The following is a 22,719-nucleotide window of genomic DNA, read 5'->3' as shown; positions in this document are numbered from 1 at the left end:
ACCAGGCTTGCAAACGCCCGTTGCGCCTTGGCGGGCGGGCCGCTTTCCTTTTATGGGCCTTTCCGCTAGGATCGAAAGTCATTCAGGCATCATCAGCTTAAGCAGTATCACGGAGACAGATCATGCGAGTCAGCGACATTCTTAAAGTCAAAGGCAACACCCTTTTCACGGTTACGCCGGATACCACGCTGCACGACGCAGTCAATACCATGGCCGAGCACGATATCGGCTCGCTGGTCGTGATGGAATACGGCGACCTGGTCGGCATGCTGACGTTTCGTGAAATCATTCTGATCTTGAGCAAGCACGGCGGCAGCCTCGGTACCTCCACGATCCGCAAGTTGATGGACGACCATCCGCTCACGTGCACCCCCGAAACGGACGTCAACGAGGTTCGTCGCATGATGCTCGAGCATCATGTGCGCTACTTGCCGGTGCTGGAAAGCCGCACGCTGATGGGCGTGATTTCGTTCTACGACGTCGCGAAGGCCGTGGTCGAAGAGCAGGGTTTCGAAAACCGCATGCTCAAGGCCTACATCCGGGACTGGCCGGAAGAACAGCAGGAACAACAACCGGCGCCGCGCTAACTAGCTAGCGCGCGGTCGCTCACCGCGGCGTTCGCGCCGTTGCCGTGAGGGTGAAAATGCAGTCAAGGCGCGCGCGAAAGCGGGCGCTTTTTTTGTGCCCAGGCCCTTGCCCTTCTGCGGTTCTTTAGCCGATTCCCCGAATTTCATGAGCGATCGTCCGTTACCTGCTGCCCGTCGTGCCGCCCGCCCACACGAGACGCACGAATCCCAGTTCCGCCTGCTCGGGCAGCGCCGTTTCGCGCCATTTTTCTGGACCCAGTTCCTCGGCGCGATGAACGACAACGTGTTCAAGATCGGCTTCACGTCGCTCGTCACGTATCAGGCGGCGCGCTTTTCCGGTGTCGATCCGAAAACGGCCGCGTTCCTGATCTCGGCGATTTTCATTTTGCCGTTCGTACTGCTGTCGGCAACCTCCGGCCAGATCGCGGACAAGTACGACAAGGCGATGCTCACGCGCTTCGTCAAAAGCTTCGAAATCGTCGTCATGCTCATCGGCGGCGCGGGCTTCTGGCTGCATAGCGCGCCGCTGCTGTACCTGTGCACGTTTCTGATGGGCGTTCATTCAACCGTGTTCGGCCCGGTCAAGTATTCGTATCTGCCGCAGCATCTGTCGAAGTCGGAACTGGTCGGCGGTAACGGAATGGTCGAGATGGGCACCTTCGTCGCGATCCTGATTGGCACGATCGTCGGCGGCGTGGGCGCGGGTTTCGTCGAGCATGGCGCGGTGGTGCTGGCCTGCGCCTGTGTCGCGATTGCGCTGGTGGGACGGCTGGTGTCGAACTTCGTGCCGGTTACGGCGCCGCCGCAGCCCGATCTGCGCATCAACTGGAATCCAGTCAGCGAGACGTGGCGCAATCTGAAGCTCGCGCGCGAAAACCGTACGGTGTTTCTGAGCCTGCTGGGAATTTCCTGGCTGTGGTTCATCGGCGCGACTTTTCTGTCGTCGTTTTTCAGCTTCGCGAAAAATGTGTTGTCCGCCGATCCGGATGTCGTGACCGTGCTGCTCGGCACGTTCTCGATCGGCATCGGTTTGGGTTCGCTGATGTGCGAAAAGCTCTCGAAGCGGCGCATTGAAATCGGCCTCGTGCCACTCGGCTCGATTGGCATGAGCGTGTTCGCGATCGATCTGTTCTTCGCGAGTCATGCGCTGCCGGCGGCGGGGCATCTGCTGAGCGTGGGCGAATTCCTCGTGCGGGCCGCCCATTGGCGCGTGCTGGCCGATCTGTTCCTGCTGGCCCTGTTCGGCGGCCTCTATAGCGTGCCGCTTTATGCGCTGATCCAGAGCCGTAGCCAGCCGAGCCACCGGGCGCGCATCATCGCCGCGAACAACATTCTGAATTCGCTGTTCATGATCGTTTCGTCATTGATGGCGATGGCGCTGACCGCGGCGGGCTTCAGCATTCCGGCAATTTTCCTCGTCACCGCGTTGCTGAACATCGTCGTCGCGACGTACATTTATTCGCTTGTGCCCGAGTTTTTGCTGCGTTTTATCGCCTGGGTGCTGGTGCATACCTTTTACCGGATTCGGCTGGTGCATGCCGAACGGATTCCGGAAGAGGGTGCGGCCGTGCTGGTGTGCAACCACGTGAGCCTCGTCGACGCAATTGTGATCATGGCCGAGAGTCCGCGGCCGATCCGCTTCGTGATGGACCACCAGATCTTCAAGACGCCGTTCGCCGGCTGGGTGTTTCGTCACGCGAAGGCAATTCCGATCGCGCCCGCCCATCAGGATCCGGCGTTGCTGACACGGGCCTACGAGCGTTGTGCAGAGGCGCTGGCCGAGGGCGATCTGGTCTGTATCTTCCCGGAGGGCAAGCTGACGAAGACCGGCGAGATGAATCCGTTCCGCCATGGCGTGACCGAGATCGTGCGCCGCACGCCGGCGCCGGTGATACCGATGGCGCTGCGCGGGCTGTGGGGCAGCGTGTTTTCGCGCGCCGACGACGCGCGCTGGCCGCGGCCGATCCAGAAAGGTGTGATGAGCCGGCTGACGCTGGCGGTGGGTGAACCGATCGATCCTGCCGAGGCGACGCCGGAGGCACTGCAGCAGATCGTTACTGAACTGCGCGGGGCGCGGAAGTAGGACGGCCTGGCCCCTTGGGGCTGGCATAATAGTGCCTTCCCCGCATTTCTTTGGACGACGCCCATGTCCGGCAACACGCTCGGTACGCTTTTCACTGTCACGACCTTCGGCGAATCGCACGGCCCCGCTATCGGCTGCGTGATCGATGGCTGCCCGCCGGGCATGGCGCTTAACGAAGCCGATATCCAGCTTGAACTCGACCGCCGCAAACCCGGCACGTCGCGCCACGTCACGCAGCGTCAGGAAGAAGACAAGGTCGAGATCCTGTCGGGCGTGTTCGAAGGCCAGACCACCGGCGCGCCGATCGCGCTGCTGATCCGCAATACCGATCAGCGCAGTAAGGACTACGGCAACATCGCCGACACCTTCCGTCCCGGCCACGCAGACTACACGTACTGGCAGAAATTCGGCATTCGCGACTATCGCGGCGGCGGCCGTTCGTCGGCCCGTTTGACTGCGCCGACCGTGGCAGCCGGCGCGGTGGCGAAAAAATGGCTGCGCGAAAAATTTGGGACCGAGATCCGCGGCTACATGGCGGCGCTCGGCGAAATCAATGTCCCGTTCGTCGACTGGGCGCATGTGCGTGAGAACCCGTTCTTCGTGCCGAATGCCGAGATCGTGCCGGAACTCGAAAATTACATGGACGCGTTGCGCAAAGATGGCGACTCGATCGGCGCACGCATCAATGTCGTGGCTTCCGGGGTGCCGGTCGGGCTCGGCGAGCCGCTGTTCGATCGCCTCGATGCGGACATTGCCCACGCCATGATGGGTATCAACGCGGTGAAGGGCGTGGAGATCGGCGCGGGCTTCGCCAGTGTCGCGCAACGCGGCTCGGTGCATGGCGACGAATTGACGCCGGAGGGCTTCGTCGGCAATCACGCGGGCGGTGTGCTCGGGGGTATTTCGACCGGCCAGGACATTACGGTCTCCATCGCGATCAAGCCGACTTCGAGCATTCGCACGCCGCGCCGGTCGATCGACAAGGCAGGTCAGCCGGCTGTCGTCGAAACGTTTGGGCGTCATGACCCGTGCGTCGGCATCCGTGCCACTCCGATCGCCGAATCCATGCTCGCGCTGGTATTGATCGACCACGCATTGCGTAACCGTGCGCAATGCGGCGATGTCGCCGTGAGCACGCCGAAGATCGCGGCGAGCGCGCCTTAAGGGCGGCGCCAAGCGCCTTCGTACGTGCACTGCGCGCCGTGGCCTCGGTCTCTCTATGACTGATCCGATCTCCGAGCCGGCAGATCGCCAACTCGCGGCTCTGCGCGTGCGCGCCGCCGCGCCGCAAGCCGGCGCAGCTGACTGTCTCGCGTTCGGACAAACGCTGCTGCAACGCGCCGGCCGTGACAAAGCCAATCAGCGGGAGGCGCTTGCCGCGCTGGTGCGCGCTTATCAGCTCGACCCTTCCTGCGAACCCACCTTGCTCCACACGATTGCGCAGACGGCCTTCATCGTGCGCGACTGGCTGCTCGTCGATTCCGCCGCGACACTGCTTCTCGAACGGAACTCCGAAGACGCCAACGCGCTGATCTGGCGCGCCGCAGCCGTGCAACAGCGCAACGACTTCGACACGGCCGAGCGGCTGTTGCGCGAAGCAGTGCGTGTTGTACCCGGCAATCCTGTGGCGCTTCACAAGCTCGCGTTGTGCGTGAAGGAGCAGGCGCGTTTCGCGGAAGCGGAAGCATTGCTCAGGCAGGTGCTTGGGTTGTCGCCGAATAGCGTGCATGCGCAGTTCGATCTGTCTGAACTCGAAATCCGCACAGGACGTTTCGCCGAGGGCTGGGCGCATTACGAATCACGCGTCGCATTCGGCGACGATCTGAATAACGCACAGCATGCGCTCGCCGCGATCAGCGCGTATTGGCAGGGCGAATCGCTGGAAGGCAAAACGCTGATCGTCTATGGCGAGCAAGGCAACGGCGACTGTCTTTGGGCGGTGCGCTTTCTGCCGTTGCTAGCCGAGCGCGCGCGGCGTGAGGGCGGGCGGGTGATTTTTGGTCACGACGGGCCGTTGCGGCATCTATTCGAACGGATGCTGCCTGCCGACTTGCCGCTCGAAACAAGCCTTGAAACGCGGCCTGATTTCCATTGTGGATTGATGAGCTTGCCGTTACGGCTTGGTGTTTTCGATGCAACAGGGTGGGGTGCGCCGTATCTGAGCGCCGAGCCTGCGCGTGTGCAGGCATGGCGTGAACGAGTCCACGCGCACACAGCGGGCAAGACGGGCAATCGCAAGGTTGGCCTGGTATGGAACGGCAATCCTGAGCATATCCGCGATATGCGGCGGTCAGTGCCGGTCGAGCAACTCGAGTCGCTATTGAGCGTGCCCGGTGTGACCTATTTTGCGTTGTCGCCGGGGCGCAGCGAAGCAGTCGCGCTGTGGCGGGCCAAGGGTTTCGATGTTGTCGACTTGACCCACCATTTTCAGTCCGGATTCGACGACGTCGCTGCGTTGCTGGCGACTCTGGATCTGGTCGTCACGATCGATAGCGGGCCTGCGCATCTGGCGGGGGCGCTCGGCGTACCGACGTGTTTGATGATCGACCACGTGTCGGCATGGTTTTGGGGCGACGAATCGCGCACCACGCCCTGGTACGATTCTATTGAGCTCTTCCGGCAGTCTGAGATTGGCGCGTGGGCGCCGGTGCTGGCGAAAGTGCGAGAACGGATTGAAATGATTCGGGGCGCTTGAGTTTTTTGTATTGAAAACCTCATCTCCCGCGGCCGCCTGCTCATAGCGTTGCGATCGCGTGCCGATAAAAAAACGCCGCTGGGAAGCGGCGTTTGTATGCATCACATATTCGGATAGTTCGGACCACCGCCGCCTTCAGGCGTGACCCAGACAATGTTCTGCGTTGGGTCCTTGATATCGCAGGTCTTGCAGTGCACGCAGTTCTGCGCGTTGATCACCAGCCGTTCACTACCATCATCGTTCTTCACGAACTCGTACACCGCCGCCGGGCAATAGCGAGACTCCGGACCCGCATAGGTCTGCCAGTTCACATTCACCGGCACCGAAGGATCTTTCAACGTCAGGTGAGCCGGCTGGTTCTCTTCATGATTGGTGTTCGAGATGAACACGGAAGAAAGCCGGTCGAACGTGAGCTTCCCATCCGGCTTCGGATACACGATCGGCTTGCACTGCGACGCAGGCTTCAGCATTTCATGATCCCAGTGCTGATGATGCAGCGTCCAGGGCACGTTGCCGCCCAGCAGCTTCTGCTCGATACCGACCATCAGGGTGCCGAGGTACAGGCCCTTGCTCATCCACTGCTTGAAATTACGCGCACGATGCAGTTCCGCGTGCAGCCATGAGGTTTTGAAAGACTCCGGATACGCGGTGAGTTCATCGCTGGTACGTCCCGCCTGCACGGCTTCAAATGCCGCTTCAGCCGCCAGCATGCCGGTCTTGATCGCCGCATGCGAGCCCTTGATCCGCGATGCGTTCAGGAAGCCCGCATCGTCACCGACCAGCGCACCACCCGGGAACACCAGTTTCGGCAGCGACAGCAGGCCGCCCGCGGTAATCGCCCGCGCGCCGTACGACACCCGCTTGCCGCCTTCCAGAATCGCGCGGATCGCCGGATGCGTCTTGTAGCGCTGGAATTCCTCGAACGGCGACAGATACGGGTTCGTGTAGCCGAGGCCGACCACGAAACCCACCACCACCTGGTTGTTGTCCATGTGATAGAGGAACGAGCCGCCGTACGTGTCGGTCTCCAGCGGCCAGCCGGCGGTGTGCATCACCAGACCCGGCTTGTGCTTCGACGGATCGATCTCCCACAGCTCCTTGATGCCGATCCCGTAGACCTGCGGATCGACGCCTTCGCGCAGCTTGAATTTGTCATTCAGTTGGCGACCCAGATGCCCGCGCGCGCCTTCGCAGAACAGCGTGTATTTCGCGTGCAACTCCATGCCGAGCTGGAAATTCTCGGTCGGCTCACCATCTTTGCCGATCCCGAGATTGCCGGTCGCGACGCCTTTGACCGAACCATCGTCGTTATACAGAATCTCGGCAGCCGGAAAGCCCGGGAAGATTTCAACACCCAGCGCCTCGGCCTGCTGGCCCAGCCAGCGCGTGACATTCGCGAGGCTGATCACGTAATTGCCGTGGTTCTTGAAGTTATCCGGCAGCGCCCAGGTCGGCACGCTCTTCGAACCGGTTTCGGTGAGGAACAGGAACCGGTCTTCGGTCACTTCAACGTCTAAAGGCGCGCCTTTTTCCTTCCAATCCGGCATCAGCTCGTTCAAAGCGCGCGGATCCATCACCGCGCCCGACAGGATATGAGCCCCGATCTCCGAGCCTTTTTCCAGTACGCACACGCCAAGCTCGACGCCTTTTTCAGCCGCCAGCTGTTTCAGGCGGATCGCCGCGGACAGGCCAGCCGGGCCGCCGCCGACGATCACCACGTCGTATTCCATCGACTCGCGCGGGCCGTACTGCTCAATGAGACTTGCGGGGGTCATTGATGCTCCTCTTACCGTTAGAATGCTTTTTTCGGGATCGTATTGTGGGCGATGGTCTCTTGCACTGCAACCTGATGAGCAGAGATTAGCACGATCGTTCTATTTTTGTGATACGGTATGACCCGTAGTCACGGGGCTTACCGCACCTGTCAACCGTGTCTGTAACAATAACCGAACAAGGGAACGACAATGGGCCGTTCGATCAATCTGGAAGGCAAGGTCGCGCTGGTCACGGGCGCCTCGAGCGGGTTGGGAAAGCGCTTTGCTCAGGTATTGTCGCAAGCGGGCGCGAAGGTCGTGCTGGCAAGCCGCCGCACCGAGCGTCTGAAAGAGTTGCGCGCCGAGATCGAAGCCTCCGGCGGCGCGGCGCACGTTGTCTCGCTCGACGTCACGGATTATCAGAGCATCAAATCAGCCGTTGCTCACGCCGAAACCGAGGCGGGCACGATCGACATTCTGGTGAACAACTCAGGTGTGTCGACCACGCAGAAGCTCTCGGAAGTCACGCCGGCCGACTTCGAATATGTGTTCGACACTAACACGCGCGGCGCTTTCTTTGTCGCCCAGGAAGTCGCCAAGCGCATGATCATGCGCGGCAACAATGCGCAGAAGCCGTCGTACCGGATCATCAACATCGCGTCGATGGCGGGTTTGCGCGTGCTGCCGCAGATCGGCCTGTACTCGATGAGCAAGGCCGCGGTCGTCCATATGACGAAGGCCATGGCGTTGGAGTGGGGCAAGCACGGCATCAACGTGAACGCCATCTGCCCGGGCTATATCGACACCGAGATCAATCACCATCATTGGTCGACCGAGCAGGGGCAGAAGCTGGTGTCGCTGCTGCCGCGTCATCGGGTTGGCACGCCGGAGGATCTGGACGGACTGTTACTGCTGCTGGCGGCCGACGAATCGCAGTTCATCAACGGCTCGGTGATTGCTGCCGACGATGGCTTCGGGCTGGCCTGAACGCCTCTTTGGGTCTTTTTGGGTCCTTCCGGCCGCTCCGGACCGTGGTGTCCGCGTCCGGCCGCCGCAGGAGAGGCCGGGTTGCGCGACTTTTACGCCGCCGTGGAGCGCTTTGTAGCGCCGCCACGCTCGTCCACCGCCGCGGATTGGGGCACAGTCGAAGAAACTGTTTTACGTGCGCAGGCCTTCTGCTGAAGGAATGCCTGCGCTATTTTGTTTGTCGTTTCTGCGCCGGCCCGCGCGCCGGCTTCAACCTGATTTCAATTCGTTAAAGAAGTACGATGAGCGATTTTCACGCAGTTTTCGAGATGTCGATGCCGATCCGCTGGGGCGACATGGACGCATTCGGCCATGTGAACAACACGGTCTATTTCCGCTACATGGAGCAGGTGCGGATTTCCTGGTTCGAACAACTGGGTCTTGCCGGCAGCAATGCCGATGGGCACGGGCCGGTGATCGTCAATGCGTCGATGGAATTTCTCAAGCAGTTGCACTATCCCGGCGACGTGATCGGCCGGATGTCCGTGGCGACGCCCGGGCGCAGCAGCTTCGATACCGGCTTCGAGCTCGTGCGCGCCGACGATCCAAGCACCGTGTATGCACGCGGCGCCGCGCGCTGCGTGTGGATCGACTATGCGGCGGGCAAGTCGGTGCCGGTTCCGGATGTGTTGCGCGCGACTATCGACGGTGCCGCGCTGGTCAAGGCGGCTTGAGCGTCACGCTTCGATAACGAACCCGGAGCCATGCCCGCAATCGAAGCCGAGACTGTTTTCACGGTCGTTGCGGGTTGCGTCGGATCTTGAGTCTCCTGGCTCCAGGCTCATGCTTCGAGGCCGGCTCTTCACCGGGCCGGTACCCAATCCCCGCGCTCAATGCCCGAGCAGGCGCTGCAGCAGTTCGGTCGCGTTCCCCGTATCGTATTTGCGCATCAGCCGCGCGCGGTAGACATCGACCGTGCGCGGACTGATATCCAGCGCGCGCCCGATCTGCTTGCTGGTTTTGCCCGTCACCAGTTGCGCGGCGATTTCCCGCTCGCGCGGCGTCAATTCGACCGCCACGCGCCGCGTCGCGCTCAAGTCCTCGAAAGTCCACACACCGGCGGCGTGCGCGTCGGCGCGTTGCTGCGCGCGGCCTGTCACATGGCACCAGAACAATTCCCCGTTCGCGCGCTTCATGATCCGGTCGTCCGCATAGCTGCCTTGCGCGGTCATGATCGGCGGGATTCGCGCGCCGATCCGCTCGAATTCGTCCGCTGACGGATACAGCACCTGGAACGACTGTCCGAGCAGCGCCGCGCGCGTGCAGCCGAATATCGACGCCAGCTCGTCGTTGCAGTCTTCGATGATCCGTTCGCGCGACAGCACGAGTCCGATCGGGGCGAGGTGAAACGCGGTTTGGTAATCCAGTGCGGGCATGGGCTAGCGGCAAGTACTTATGTATTTTTGCGTATTGTGCCGTATGGCGCGCGCAGCGTACTCTTGCGGGCACATGACAACGCGGCGAAGCAGCCGCAGCAGGCATTGCCGCCACGCAGGTCGATCTGGGCGCAAAGCCGGCCGCGGATGACTAGAATGACGTGTCGGGCGTTTGCCCGTTCTGCGCCATCTCGAAGTCGCAACGAGCCGGCGTACCGTCGACCGGCGTACCTGTACGCCGGCCGCCGGTTTCGGATTTCCATAAAGGAAGGGACATACTGATGAACAAGGTCTATCCAGGCGCCGCCGAGGCGCTGAAAGACATCGTCAAGGACGGGCAGACGTTTGCCGTCGGCGGCTTCGGGCTGTGCGGCATTCCCGAGGCGCTGATCGCGGCGCTGCGCGATTCGAAGGTGCAGGGTATCACCTGCATCAGCAACAATGCGGGCGTCGACGGTTTCGGCCTCGGTCTGTTGCTCGAAACGCGCCAGGTCAAGAAGATGATTTCGTCATACGTGGGCGAGAACAAGGAGTTCGAGCGCCAGTATCTGGCCGGCGAACTCGAACTCGAATTCACGCCGCAAGGCACGCTCGCCGAGAAGCTGCGCGCCGGCGGCTCGGGCATTCCGGCGTTCTTCACGAACACCGGCTACGGCACGCTGATTGCCGAGGGCAAGGAAACCCGCCAGTTCGGCGAGAGCCACTACGTGCTCGAACACTCGCTGACGGCCGACGTCGCGTTGGTCAAGGCATGGAAGGCCGACAAATCGGGCAACCTGATCTATCGCCGCACGGCGCGCAACTTCAACCCGATGTGCGCGATGGCCGGCAAGATCACGGTCGCCGAGGTCGAGGAAATCGTTGAAGTGGGCGAGCTCGATCCGGATGCGATCCACACGCCGGGTATTTTCGTGCAGCGCATTGTGCTCAATGCGAATCCGGAAAAACGCATTGAACAACGTATCGTCCGCGCGAAAGGAGATTGATCATGGCATGGACTCGTGACGAAATGGCCGCGCGCGCGGCAAAGGAATTGCAGGACGGTTACTACGTGAACCTCGGCATCGGCTTGCCGACGCTGGTGGCGAACCACGTGCCGGCCGGCGTCGAAGTGTGGCTGCAGTCGGAGAACGGCCTGCTCGGGATCGGCCCGTCGCCGACCGAGGAAGAAGTGGATGCCGACCTGATCAACGCCGGCAAGCAGACGGTGACCACGTTGCCGGGGTCGTCGATTTTCTCGTCGGCGGATTCGTTCGCGATGATTCGCGGGGGCCACATTAACCTGGCGATTCTGGGCGCAATGCAGATCAGCAAGAAGGGCGATCTCGCCAACTGGATGATCCCGGGCAAGATGATCAAGGGCATGGGCGGCGCGATGGATCTGGTGGCGGGCGTCAAGCGCGTGGTCGTGCTGATGGAGCACGTCGCGAAGGGTGATCAGCACAAGATTCTCGAAGAATGCACGTTGCCGCTGACGGGCGTGGGCGTGGTGGATCAGATCATCACCGATCTCGGCGTGATCGAGGTGACGGAAGACGGTCTGAAGCTGATTGAGCTCGCGCCGGGCGTCAGCGTCGAGGAAATCAAGGCGAAGACGGGCGCACCGCTGGATGTCAGCGCGGTGAGCTGAATGATTGGGTGAGCCGCCGTCTCAGATCCATCTGAGCGGCGCCTGGCGGGCGGTAATGCAAGTCGCCTCGTGGGGCATGGGCACGGGCGGCTTACGAAACCAGTCGAAGCAAGTAAGTTGCAAGCGGGCGAGGCGCGAGTCTCGCCCGTTTTGTTTTGGTGCTGCGTTTTGTACCGTTTTGCGCTGCCGACCCGCATCCGAACGCCTGCGCGGGGGCTTGCACCCTAGGGTATCCTGGTCGGTCTTAGGCCGTTTGGCCGATTCTTGTTGCGAGGCAAAGCGGTTTACAATCGTTGGAAGATTCGACGTTGATTTCCCGCCGCTTGGTCTGCGCCGAGCCCGCAGCGCTTTTGCAAGGAACCCAGATGACCGAAACGTCCGCTTCCACCGCCGAGCGGTCCGCGCCGCGCCAGCGTTATGTGCAATGCGCGAGCGCCGGCGGCCTGCACCGGATCGCGTACACCGAGTGGGGTGATCCGGCCAATCCACGTGTGCTGCTGTGCGTGCACGGCTTGACGCGCTCAGGGCGCGATTTCGACCGCCTCGCGGCGGAATTCGCCGGCACTTACCGCGTGGTGTGTCCGGATGTGGCGGGGCGGGGCTTGTCTTCGCGGCTCAGCAACCCCAACTTGTATGGCGTGCCGCAATACGTCGCCGACATGATCACGCTGATCGCGCGCCTGAACGTCGAAACGGTCGACTGGTTCGGCACCTCGATGGGCGGCCTGATTGGGCTCGCGCTCGCCGGCCTGCCGGAAACGCCGATTCGCAAGCTGCTGTTGAACGACATCGGGCCGCATCTGGAACCGGCGGCGGTGCAGCGCATCGGCGATTATCTCGGCAAGCCCGTGCGCTTCGAAACGCTGCAGCAGGGCATCGATTACGCTGCCTTGCTCGCGCAAACTTTTGGCCCGCTAACTCCAGATGAGTGGCGCGAGATCAATACGCCGCTCTTGCATCAGCAAGGCGGCGAATGGCTGTTCCGCTATGACCCACGCATCGCCGTGCCGTTTGCCGCGACCACCGAAGAGGCGGCCAAACTCGGCGAGGCCGCGCTGTGGCAGTCGCTGGCCGCGTTTCAGGGGCCTGTGCTGGTGGTGCGCGGTGAGCAGTCGGATCTGCTTTCTCGTGAGACCGTCGCCAGGATGGTCGAGAGCGGGCGCGCCGTATCGAGCGCGGAAATCGCGGGCGTGGGGCATGCGCCGGCGTTTCTGTCGGCCGATCAGATCGACCTCGCGAGGCAGTTCTTTATCGGGCCGGCCGCTGACGCGTCATAATATCGAGTTCCGCGCGGCCTCCGGGAGCCTCGAGCCTTGAGCGAGCGGGCGTAATGCGGAACGCATCTTCGATCAATTTTCAACCAACCTCAGGATTCTTCATGGCAGTCATTCGTCACCACGTCGGCAAGCGCCTCTCGGAAATTGCCGTGCACAACGGCACCGTGTACCTCGCCGGTCAGATTGCTGAAGACGCGGACCAGGACATCACGGGTCAAACGCGCGAAGTGCTCGGCCACATCGACCGTCTGCTGGGTGAAGTGGACAGCGACAAGTCGCATTTGCTGTCCGTGCAGATCTACATCTCGGACATGGTGCATTTCGCCGGTATGAATGCCGTGTGGGACGAGTGGGTCGCACAAGGCGCCACGCCGCCGCGCGCTACCGTGGAAGCCCGGCTCGCGAACCCGAAGTGCCTCGTCGAGATCGTTGTCGTCGCTGCGCAGCGCGATTAAGCCTGGCTTCGCAGAGGTTGTTGAAATTCCGTTGATCCGTCTGGCCCGGTGGGCCGTCGCACCATGACTACCGAAATCCTTACGAGCACGCCGACACCGCTGCCTTCCTTCGACGAAGCGATGGCGTTCGTGCGTGAACATGCGGGCGAGGTGAGGCTCTCATCGGGCGAATCGCTGGCGGATCATGCGGCGGGTACGGCGTCGATCATGCGCACGCTCAATGTCGATCCGCCGGCTGTGCTGGCGGCGGCCTTGTTCGCGCTGACACCGCATCTGCAAGACCCGGAGCGCGTGATCGCCGACAACTTCGGCGAAGAAGTCGCGCAACTGGTCGGCGACGTGCGCAAGTTGCTGCGCCTGGGCACTGTGAGTTTGCGTGCCGCGCAGAATGCGATTCCTGAAGCCGGGCGTGACGCACAAGCCGCGCGCCGCGCCCAGGTCGAGGCGCTGCGCAAGATGCTGCTTGCGTTCGCGCAGGACATTCGAGTGGTGCTGATCCGGCTCGCGTCGCGCTTGCAATCGCTGCGTTATTACGCGGCGGCGAAACTCACGCCGTCGCCCGACGTCGCGCGTGAGACGCTCGATATTTACGCGCCGCTCGCCAACCGGCTCGGCATCTGGCAACTGAAGTGGGAGCTCGAGGATCTCGCGCTCCGCTTCGAAGAGCCGGTCACTTACAAGCGCATCGCCAAGCTGCTCGACGAGAAGCGCGTCGAGCGCGAGAGCTATGTTGCGCAAGCGATCGAGCGGCTGCAGCGGGAGTTGGCCGCGGCGCATGTCCAGGCTGAAGTCAGCGGCCGGCCGAAACATATCTACAGCATCTGGCGCAAGATGCGCGGCAAGGAGCTGGACTTCGCCGAACTGTACGACGTGCGCGCGTTTCGCGTGATCGTGCCGGACATCAAGGATTGCTACACGGTGCTCGGCATCGTGCACAACCTGTGGCAGCCGGTGCCGAGAGAGTTCGACGACTACATCTCGCGGCCGAAACCGAACGGCTATAAATCGCTGCACACGGTCGTGATTGGCGACGACGGCCGCGCGTTCGAAGTGCAGATTCGCACGCAGGAAATGCATCAGTTCGCCGAGTACGGCGTGGCCGCGCACTGGCGCTACAAGGAAGCGGGCACGCGGGGCTATAGCGGCCAGTTCAGCGCCAATGAGAAATACGACGAGAAGATCGCGTGGCTGCGTCAGCTGCTCGCGTGGAAAGATGAGGTCTCCGAGGGCGAGCACGGCGAGAAACGCGCGGCGCAGCCGTGGGAGCAACTGCGCCAGGCCACGCTCGACGACGACCACATCTACGTGCTCACGCCGCAAGCGCGCGTGATCCCGTTGCCGCACGGTGCGACGCCGGTCGATTTCGCGTATCACCTGCATAGCGAGCTGGGGCATCGCTGCCGTGGCGCGCGTGTCGACGGCGCGATGGTGCCGCTCAACACGCAACTGCAGAACGGCCAGACGGTCGAGATCGTCGCGGTGAAGGAGGGTGGTCCATCGCGTGACTGGCTCAACCCGCAGCTCGGATATCTGCAAAGCCATCGGGCGCGGCAAAAGGTGCGCGCATGGTTCAACGCGGTCGAAGTGCAGGAGCACATTGCAAGCGGCCGGGCGATGGTCGAAAAGACCTTGCAGCGCGAAGGCAAGACCTCGGTCAATCTCGATCAGCTCGCCGCCAAGCTGGGCTTCAAGACGACCGACGATCTGTTCTCGGTGGTCGGCAAGGAAGAATTCAGCCTGCGGCTCGTCGAGCAGGCGCTGCACGATGCGCCGCCACCCGAGCCAGTCGTCGACGCGCCGGAACAGTTCGAGAAACGCAGCAGTGGCGCGAGCGTTGCACGCGGGGCTTCCACGGGTGTGCTAGTGGTCGGTGTCGACGCGTTGCTCACGCAACTCGCGCGCTGTTGCCGTCCCGCGCCGCCCGACGCTATCTGCGGGTTTGTCACGCGCGGCAAGGGCATGTCGATTCATCGCAGCGATTGCCCGACCTTCCTGCGCATGGCCGATCGCGCGCCGGAGCGTGTGTTGCAAACCGCATGGTCGGCAGATGTCATGAGCGGCCGCGGGCAATCGGTCTATCCCGTCGACCTCAGCATCGAGGCGACAGATAGGCAGGGCCTCCTGCGCGATATCTCCGAAGTTTTCGCTCGCGAGAAAATGAATGTGATCGGTGTGAAAACGCAATCGCGTCGCAACGCCGCGTTCATGCAATTCACGGTCGAGGTATCGAATGCGGCGCAAATTCAGCGCGCGTGTACGTTGCTTGGTGAAGTGACGGGCGTGGTGCGCGCTTCGCGAAAAAGTTGATGCGCGTACGAAGTGGCGGGTGCCAGCGAGCATCCGTGCAAAGCGCATGAGCGCGTGCGTGTGAATTTAAAGTCGGTGCATAAAAGTACTTGCCAAGCGGTGTGGGGCTCCATATAATCTCGTTTCTTCAGGCTCGTAGCTCAGCTGGTTAGAGCACCACCTTGACATGGTGGGGGTCGTTGGTTCGAGTCCAATCGAGCCTACCAACGAAAGAGAAATTCCGGTTTTACCGGGGTTTCGCAAACTGCAGTAAGCGCCTCGGCGCAAAAGGCGAGTAGGGTATGACACCGCGAACGTTGACCGAAACCACTTCGGAGCGACGCTAGTCGAGGACCACTTTCGCCAATGTAGTTTGCAGGAAATGTGAATGCGGCCCCTCGAAAGTGGGGCCGCATTTTTTTTGGCTTATTTGATGGTTGTATGTGCCGCCGCCGGTCGGCACCACGGAGAACGCAATGGTTTCGATACGCCTGCCTGACGGTTCTGTTCGACAGTACGAGCATCCGGTGACCGTCGCCGAAGTGGCCGCGTCGATCGGCCCCGGCCTCGCGAAGGCCGCGCTCGGCGGCAAGATCGACGGTGAGCTGGTCGACACGTCCGCGCTGATCGATCATGACGTGGCGCTCGCCATCGTCACCGATAAAGACGCCGACGGTCTCGACATCATTCGTCACTCCACGGCGCACTTGCTCGCCTACGCGGTGAAGGATCTGTTCCCGGAAGCGCAAGTCACGATCGGCCCGGTCATCGACAACGGCTTTTACTACGACTTCGCCTACAGCCGTCCCTTCACGCCTGAAGATCTCGAGAAGATCGAAAAGCGCATGCAGGAACTCGCGAAGAAAGACGAGCCGGTCTCGCGCCGCGTGGTGTCGCGCGACGAAGCCGTGGACTACTTCAAGAGCATCGGCGAAAAGTACAAGGCCGAGATCATCGAATCGATTCCGGCTACCGACGAAATCAAGCTTTACTCGCATGGCGGCTTCACCGATCTGTGCCGCGGCCCGCACGTGCCGTCCACCGGCAAGCTGAAGGTCTTCAAACTGATGAAGCTGGCCGGCGCCTACTGGCGTGGCGACTCGAAGAACGAGCAGTTGCAGCGCATCTACGGTACGGCCTGGACGAAGAAGGAAGACCAGGACGCGTATCTGCACATGCTCGAAGAGGCCGAAAAACGCGATCACCGCAAGCTCGGCAAGCAACTCGATCTGTTCCATATGCAGGACGAGTCGCCGGGCATGGTGTTCTGGCATCCGCGTGGCTGGACGCTGTGGCAGCAGGTCGAGCAGTACATGCGCCGCCGCGTGAACGACGCCGGTTACCTTGAAATCAAGACGCCGATGATCATGGACCGTTCGCTTTGGGAAGCGTCGGGCCACTGGCAGAACTATCGTGAAAACATGTTTACGACCGAGTCGGAAAAGCGTGATTACGCGATCAAGCCGATGAATTGCCCGGGCCACGTGCAGGTGTTCAACCACGGTCTGCGTTCGTACCGCGATCTGCCGCTGCGGTATGCGGAGTTCGGCTCGTGCCATCGCAATGAGTCGTCGGGCGCGCTGCATGGCCTGATGCGCGTACGTGGTTTCGTGCAGGACGACGCGCACATTTTCTGTACCGAAGACCAGTTCATCAGCGAGTCGATCGCGTTCAATACGCTGGCGATGAGCGTCTACAAGGATTTCGGCTTTGACAACGTCGAGATCAAGCTGTCGCTGCGTCCGGACGCGCGCGCGGGTACGGACGAGACGTGGGATCGTGCGGAGCAGGGTCTGCGCGAGGCGCTGACAGCGTGTGGCGTGACGTGGGAAGAGTTGCCGGGTGAGGGCGCTTTCTATGGGCCGAAAGTCGAATACCACATCAAGGACGCGCTCGGTCGCTCGTGGCAATGCGGCACGCTGCAGCTCGACATGGTGCTGCCGGAACGGCTGGGCGCCGAATACGTCGCCGAAGACAATAGCCGTCGCCGTCCGATCATGCTGCACCGGGCAATCGTCGGATCGATGGAGCGTTTTCTCGGTATTCTGATCGAGCACCATGCTGGTGCAATGCCCGCATGGCTGGCTCCGATGCAGGTCGTGGTGATGAATATCGCGGAAAGTCAGGCCGAATATGCGCGGTCGCTAGCCCAATCGTTGCAAAAACAAGGGGTTAGAGTAAAGGCTGATTTGCGCAACGAGAAGATTAGCTATAAAATACGCGAGCACACGCTGGAAAAGGTGCCGTATCTGCTTGTGGTCGGCGACAAAGAGCGTGAAGCCCAAACGGTAGCCGTGCGTGCCCGTGGTGGTGTCGATCTGGGCGTGATGCCTCTCGATACCTTCATTGAGCGTCTGCGCCAGAACGTGCAGTCGTTCAACTGAGCCACTTGGCAGCCCGGCTCGTTTTTTAATTTTTAGAGGAAACGTAACATCGCTACTGATAAGTCTGCGCACCGCATCAACGGTGAAATTACAGCACCCGAGGTGCGTCTGGTCGGCGTCGAGAACGAACCGCTCGGCATCGTGAAACTTGCTGATGCGTTCCGCATGTCGGAACAGCAGGATGTGGATCTGGTTGAAATCGCTCCGCAAGCGGTTCCGCCGGTCTGCCGTTTGATGGACTACGGCAAGTTCAAGTACTCGGAAGCGAAGAAGCAACACGAGGCCAAGCTGAAGCAGAAGATTGTCCAGGTCAAGGAAGTCAAATTCCGCCCGGGCACTGATGACGGCGATTACAACGTCAAGCTGCGCAACCTCATCCGCTTCCTCGACGACGGCGACAAGACGAAAATCACGTTGCGTTTCCGTGGCCGCGAAATGGCCCACCAGGAAATCGGTATGCGCATGCTCGAGCGCCTGCGCACGGACCTCGACGAAGTCGGTCAGGTCGAGCAGATGCCGAAAATGGAAGGGCGCCAGATGATCATGGTGCTCGCACCGAAGAAGAAGAAGTAAGCGATTGGGGCGGCGGCGCGCCGTGTGGCGCGCGCTCCGGTTGCGAAAGATTGAACGATGCTGTGCCAGATGTCCGGCGCGGTATCGGCAGGTTTCGGATCGGCGCCTATGCAAATGGGCGCCGTTTCCTGAAAAGCGGCCGCTGGTGGTATCGGCGGTCTGCATACCAAGTGGAATGGGTTTCGAAGGGCGGGTAGTGGCCATCTGGCCGACCGCACACCCATATCCATCTAATAATGGAGTTGTCATGCCGAAGATGAAGACCAAGAAGAGTGCTGCAAAGCGCTTCGTGGTGCGTCCGGGCGGTACCGTCAAGCGCGGTCAAGCCTTCAAGCGCCACATTCTTACCAAGAAGACCACCAAGAACAAACGCCATTTGCGCGGTTCGACGTCAGTTCATGAGTCAGATATGAACTCCGTGCGCGCAATGCTGCCGTTCGCTTAACCCTTAACCGAAACTCATAGGAGCTAAACATGCCTCGAGTAAAACGTGGGGTTACCGCACGGGCCCGTCACAAGAAGATCATCAAGCTGGCCAAGGGTTACCGCGGCCGTCGCAATAACGTCTATCGCATCGCCAAGCAGGCGGTCATGCGCGCAGGCCAATACGCCTACCGCGATCGCCGCAACAAGAAGCGTGTGTTCCGTGCATTGTGGATCACGCGTATCAACGCGGCGGTGCGTCAGCACGACATGACGTACAGCGTGTTCATCAACGGCCTGAAGAAGGCTTCGATCGAACTCGACCGCAAGGTGCTGGCCGACATGGCTGTGTTCGACAAGGCTGCTTTTGCTGCGATCGTTCAGCAGGTGAAAGCCGCCGTTGCAGCCTGATTGCGCTTTGGGCAATTAAACTGCGTGGTTCGTTGCAGCGAACATCCGGTAGTCTCGGTGACGCTGCAGCAAAAACGGGGCTCCTCACCGAGCCCCGTTTTTGTTGGTAGAACCAGTTTTGCTTTCGATTGAACACTGACGTTGAAATGATGGGATCAATGGATCTGGACCAGATTGTCGCCGACGCGCAAAAAGCCTTCGCAGAAGCCTCCGACGTCACCACCCTCGAGAACGAGAAAGCCCGCTTTCTCGGCAAATCGGGTGCGCTGACCGAGCTCTTGAAGGGACTTGGCAAACTCGATCCCGAAACGCGCAAGACCGAAGGCGCACGGATCAACCTCGTCAAACAACAAGTGGAAGCCGCATTGACGGCCCGCCGTCAGGCGCTGGCCGATGCGTTGCTGAACCAACGCCTCGCCGCTGAAGCCATCGACGTCACGCTGCCCGGTCGCGGCACCGGTGCAGGCAGCCTGCACCCGGTGATGCGCACATGGGAGCGCGTCGAACAGATTTTCCGTACGATCGGATTCGACGTGGCCGACGGCCCCGAGATCGAAACCGACTGGTACAACTTCACCTCGCTGAACAGCCCGGAAAACCACCCGGCGCGTTCCATGCAGGACACTTTCTACGTCGACGGCAAAGACGCCGACGGCCGTCAACTGCTGCTGCGCACGCACACCAGCCCGATGCAGGTGCGTTACGCGCGTACCAACACGCCGCCGATCAAGGTGATCGTGCCGGGCCGCACGTATCGTGTGGACAGCGACGCGACTCACTCGCCCATGTTCAACCAGGTCGAGGGCCTGTGGATCGACGAGAACATCAGCTTCGCGGATCTGAAGGGCGTCTATACCGACTTCCTCAAGAAATTCTTCGAGCGGGACGACATTCTCGTGCGCTTCCGCCCGTCGTACTTTCCGTTTACCGAACCGTCGGCTGAAATCGACATGCTGTTCGAAACGGGCAAGAACGCCGGCAAGTGGCTCGAAATTTCGGGTTCCGGCCAAGTTCACCCCACGGTGATCCGCAACATGGGCCTCGACCCCGAGCGCTACATCGGCTTCGCTTTCGGCAGCGGCCTCGAGCGGCTCACGATGTTGCGTTACGGCGTGCAAGACCTGCGTCTGTTCTTCGAAAACGACTTGCGTTTCCTGCGTCAATTCGCGTGAACCGGCGCGTACGAACGCGACAAGCATAGAGCGCGACACTGCACGCAGTGCCGCAGCAGCGTCCCCGGCGGTGTTCGTCAATGACGAGTATCGAAGTACCTGCCGGACATGGACCTAACCTGATCAGAACGTACACAGAACCATGCAATTCCCGGAATCCTGGCTGAGAACCTTTGTCAATCCGCAACTCACGACGGATGAGCTGTCGCACGCGTTGACGATGGCAGGTCTCGAAGTCGAAGACCTGCGGCCGGCCGCGCCGCCGACCTCGAAGATCGTGGTCGGCCAGGTGCTGGAAGTCGTCAAGCACCCGGACGCGGATAAGCTCAACGTATGTCAGGTGAACGCCGGCACGGGCGCGACGCTGAACATCGTGTGCGGTGCGCCGAATGTCACGCCGGGCATCAAGGTGCCGGTCGCTCTCGTGGGCGCGCAGTTGCCGCCGGCTGAAGAGGGCGGCGCGCCGTTCGCGATCAAGCTCTCGAAGCTGCGCGGCGTGGAAAGTCAGGGCATGCTGTGCTCGGCACGCGAACTCAAGCTCTCGGAAGATCATAGCGGCCTGATGATCCTGCCGGAAGATACGCCGATCGGCCAGGACATCCGCGAAACACTCAATCTCGACGACACGGTCTTCGAAGTCAAGCTGACACCGAACAAGGCGGACTGTCTGTCCGTGTTCGGCGTGGCGCGCGAAACCTCGGCCATCACCGGCGCAGCGCTGCGCCCGCTTGAGATCAAGCCGGTCGAAGTCAAGCTTAACGAAACGTTGCCCGTCAAAATCTCGGCCCCCGATCTGTGCGGCCGTTTTTCAGGGCGCGTGATTCGCGGTGTGAACGCGCGCGCGAAGTCCCCGCAATGGATGGTCCAGCGACTGGAGCGTTCGGGTCAGCGCAGCATTTCCGCACTCGTCGACATCTCGAACTATGTGATGCTCGAACTCGGCCGGCCGTCGCACGTGTTCGATCTGGACAAGATCCACGGCGGCATGGACGTGCGTTGGGGCCGCAAGGGCGAAACGCTCAAGCTGCTGAACGGCAACACCGTCGAACTCGATGAAACCGTCGGCGTGATCGCCGATGAACAGCACATCGAAAGCCTCGCCGGCATCATGGGCGGCGACAGCACGGCCGTTACGCTCGACACCACCAACATCTATCTCGAAGCCGCGTTCTGGTGGCCGGACAGCATTCGCGGCCGCTCACGCAAATACAACTTCTCGACCGATGCGGGTCATCGTTTCGAACGCGGCGTCGACTACGCGACCACGGTCGAGCATATCGAACGGATCACGCAATTGATCCTCGATATCTGCGGTGGCGAAGCCGGCCCGGTCGACGATCAGATCGTCAACGTGCCGCAGCGCGAGCCGGTGAAGATGCGGATTTCGCGCGCAAACCGCATCATCGGTATCAAGATCGATGCGGACGAAATCGCGCAGATCTTCACGCGGCTCGGCCTCACTTTCGAACGCGACGGCGATACGTTCTCGGTGATGCCGCCGTCGTACCGGTTCGATATCGAAATCGAAGAGGACCTGATCGAAGAGGTCGCGCGTATCTACGGTTTCGAGAAAATTCCCGCACGTCCGCCGGTCGCGACCAGCGAAATGATGCCGACCAACGAAACGCAGCGCTCGATTCACGTGATCCGTCACGCGCTCGCCGCGCGAGATTATGCGGAGACGGTCAACTTCAGTTTCGTCGACGCCGAGTGGGAGCAGGATTTCGCCGGCAACGACAAGCCGGTACGTCTGCTGAATCCGATCGCGAGCCAGTTGTCGGTGATGCGCACCACGCTGTTCGGCAGCCTGATCAACGTGCTGCGTACCAACCTGAACCGTCGCGCGGCCGATCGCGTACGCGTGTTCGAAGCTGGCCGCGTGTTCCTGCACGATCCGTCGATCAAGGCCGGCGAGCTGACGGTCGAAGGTTTCGCACAGCCGAAGATGATCGGCGGCCTCGCCTACGGTCCCGCGTTCGAAGAGCAATGGGGTGCACAAACGCGCGCCGTCGACTACTTCGACGTGAAGGGCGACATTGAAGCCGTGCTCGCGCCGGCCGTGGCGCGCTTCGTGAAAGCGGAGCATCCGGCTTTGCATCCGGGCCGCAGTGCGCGTATTGAACTGAATGATCGCGCAGTGGGCTGGATTGGCGAATTGCATCCGCGCTGGATGCAAAAATATGATTTACCGCATGCGCCTATTCTGTTTGAAATCGAATCGGAAGCATTAATGCAGCGCGTATTGCCGATTCCGTCGGATGTGTCCAGATTCCCGCCGGTCCGTCGCGATATTGCGGTGGTCGTCGATCAGAAAATCGAGGTACAAGCGCTGCTGGACGAGCTCCAGAAGGCGCAGTCCGAAGAGGCTTGCAAGACTGTCCAGAAGGTTGCGCTTTTCGACGAATTCCGTCCAAAATCAAACACTTCCGGTGGTCTGGCTGCTCACGAGAAAAGCCTTGCGTTCCGTGTGACCTTGCAAGATACTGGCGGGACCCTTCAGGATGAAACGGTCGATCTGGCCATTCAAACTCTGGTGGAACGTCTGGCTCGAGTATATGGCGCACGGTTGCGTGGATAACCCGCATTT

General features: G+C 61.2%; 19 protein-coding genes and 1 tRNA gene. 18 read left to right on the top strand and 2 right to left on the bottom strand.

All coding sequences use genetic code 11. The features are described from left to right. Positions 1-122: 122 nt before the first annotated feature. The 4 genes from PQR53_RS08605 (at position 123) to PQR53_RS08590 (ending at position 5,365) form a co-directional block, all read left to right on the top strand. Entirely contained in the window at positions 123-587 is a 465-nt protein-coding gene (locus PQR53_RS08605) for a CBS domain-containing protein (RefSeq protein ID WP_408452295.1), read from the top strand. A 145-nt stretch (positions 588-732) separates the two neighbouring features. Beyond that, the gene (locus PQR53_RS08600) at positions 733-2,670 is read left to right on the top strand and encodes an MFS transporter (RefSeq protein ID WP_408452293.1); all 1,938 of its coding nucleotides are present in this window, start codon (positions 733-735) and stop codon (positions 2,668-2,670) included. A gap of 63 nt (positions 2,671-2,733) precedes the next feature. Further along, positions 2,734-3,834, top strand: a complete 1,101-nt coding sequence (gene aroC / locus PQR53_RS08595) for a chorismate synthase (RefSeq protein WP_179733177.1) — start codon at positions 2,734-2,736, stop codon at positions 3,832-3,834. Positions 3,835-3,889: 55 nt separating this feature from the next. Continuing rightward, positions 3,890-5,365: a tetratricopeptide repeat protein gene (locus tag PQR53_RS08590; protein ID WP_408452291.1), complete on the top strand. Its 1,476-nt coding sequence runs from the start codon at positions 3,890-3,892 to the stop codon at positions 5,363-5,365. A gap of 101 nt (positions 5,366-5,466) precedes the next feature. Here PQR53_RS08590 and PQR53_RS08585 read toward each other — a convergent pair whose 3' ends face one another. Then, positions 5,467-7,140: an electron transfer flavoprotein-ubiquinone oxidoreductase gene (locus PQR53_RS08585; protein WP_408452289.1), complete on the bottom strand. Its 1,674-nt coding sequence runs from the start codon at positions 7,138-7,140 to the stop codon at positions 5,467-5,469. A gap of 189 nt (positions 7,141-7,329) precedes the next feature. Here PQR53_RS08585 and PQR53_RS08580 point away from each other — a divergent pair, with 189 nt between their 5' ends. Next, positions 7,330-8,106, top strand: coding sequence for an SDR family oxidoreductase (locus PQR53_RS08580; RefSeq protein WP_179733172.1), 777 nt, complete (start codon positions 7,330-7,332; stop codon positions 8,104-8,106). Between the two features lie 281 nt (positions 8,107-8,387). Next, positions 8,388-8,819: an acyl-CoA thioesterase gene (locus tag PQR53_RS08575; RefSeq protein ID WP_408452287.1), complete on the top strand. Its 432-nt coding sequence runs from the start codon at positions 8,388-8,390 to the stop codon at positions 8,817-8,819. Between the two features lie 156 nt (positions 8,820-8,975). Here PQR53_RS08575 and PQR53_RS08570 read toward each other — a convergent pair whose 3' ends face one another. Beyond that, complete coding sequence (locus PQR53_RS08570) at positions 8,976-9,521, bottom strand: LuxR C-terminal-related transcriptional regulator (RefSeq protein ID WP_408452285.1); 546 nt, start codon at positions 9,519-9,521, stop codon at positions 8,976-8,978. A 281-nt stretch (positions 9,522-9,802) separates the two neighbouring features. On the opposite strand from PQR53_RS08570, the gene PQR53_RS08565 reads away from it, so the two are divergent. The 12 genes from PQR53_RS08565 (at position 9,803) to pheT (ending at position 22,710) form a co-directional block, all read left to right on the top strand. After that, on the top strand, positions 9,803-10,507 hold the full coding sequence (locus PQR53_RS08565) for a CoA transferase subunit A (RefSeq protein ID WP_408452283.1): 705 nt from the start codon (positions 9,803-9,805) through the stop codon (positions 10,505-10,507). Between the two features lie 2 nt (positions 10,508-10,509). After that, positions 10,510-11,151 (top strand): CoA transferase subunit B, encoded by a 642-nt coding sequence (locus PQR53_RS08560; RefSeq protein ID WP_408452282.1) that lies wholly within the window; start codon positions 10,510-10,512, stop codon positions 11,149-11,151. A 365-nt stretch (positions 11,152-11,516) separates the two neighbouring features. After that, complete coding sequence (locus PQR53_RS08555; protein ID WP_408452280.1) at positions 11,517-12,428, top strand: alpha/beta fold hydrolase; 912 nt, start codon at positions 11,517-11,519, stop codon at positions 12,426-12,428. Positions 12,429-12,529: 101 nt separating this feature from the next. Further along, entirely contained in the window at positions 12,530-12,883 is a 354-nt protein-coding gene (locus PQR53_RS08550; RefSeq protein ID WP_179733162.1) for a RidA family protein, read from the top strand. A 63-nt stretch (positions 12,884-12,946) separates the two neighbouring features. Further along, positions 12,947-15,190, top strand: a complete 2,244-nt coding sequence (locus tag PQR53_RS08545) for a RelA/SpoT family protein (RefSeq protein WP_408452278.1) — start codon at positions 12,947-12,949, stop codon at positions 15,188-15,190. A gap of 129 nt (positions 15,191-15,319) precedes the next feature. Beyond that, positions 15,320-15,396, top strand: a tRNA-Val gene (locus PQR53_RS08540). Positions 15,397-15,645: 249 nt separating this feature from the next. Further along, the gene (gene thrS, locus PQR53_RS08535) at positions 15,646-17,553 is read left to right on the top strand and encodes a threonine--tRNA ligase (protein WP_408452276.1); all 1,908 of its coding nucleotides are present in this window, start codon (positions 15,646-15,648) and stop codon (positions 17,551-17,553) included. A gap of 48 nt (positions 17,554-17,601) precedes the next feature. Continuing rightward, entirely contained in the window at positions 17,602-18,126 is a 525-nt protein-coding gene (gene infC / locus PQR53_RS08530) for a translation initiation factor IF-3 (protein ID WP_074263967.1), read from the top strand. A gap of 247 nt (positions 18,127-18,373) precedes the next feature. After that, on the top strand, positions 18,374-18,571 hold the full coding sequence (gene rpmI / locus PQR53_RS08525; RefSeq protein WP_074282768.1) for a 50S ribosomal protein L35: 198 nt from the start codon (positions 18,374-18,376) through the stop codon (positions 18,569-18,571). A gap of 29 nt (positions 18,572-18,600) precedes the next feature. After that, positions 18,601-18,960, top strand: a complete 360-nt coding sequence (rplT, locus tag PQR53_RS08520) for a 50S ribosomal protein L20 (RefSeq protein WP_006052502.1) — start codon at positions 18,601-18,603, stop codon at positions 18,958-18,960. Positions 18,961-19,118: 158 nt separating this feature from the next. Then, positions 19,119-20,132, top strand: a complete 1,014-nt coding sequence (gene pheS / locus PQR53_RS08515; protein WP_007181117.1) for a phenylalanine--tRNA ligase subunit alpha — start codon at positions 19,119-19,121, stop codon at positions 20,130-20,132. 142 nt (positions 20,133-20,274) lie between these two features. Next, complete coding sequence (gene pheT / locus PQR53_RS08510; RefSeq protein WP_408452274.1) at positions 20,275-22,710, top strand: phenylalanine--tRNA ligase subunit beta; 2,436 nt, start codon at positions 20,275-20,277, stop codon at positions 22,708-22,710. Positions 22,711-22,719 lie beyond the last annotated feature (9 nt).

This window comes from Paraburkholderia fungorum, assembly GCF_046027605.1.
Lineage (GTDB): Bacteria > Pseudomonadota > Gammaproteobacteria > Burkholderiales > Burkholderiaceae > Paraburkholderia > Paraburkholderia fungorum_F.
This window is presented reverse-complemented; position numbering and strand designations above follow the sequence as displayed.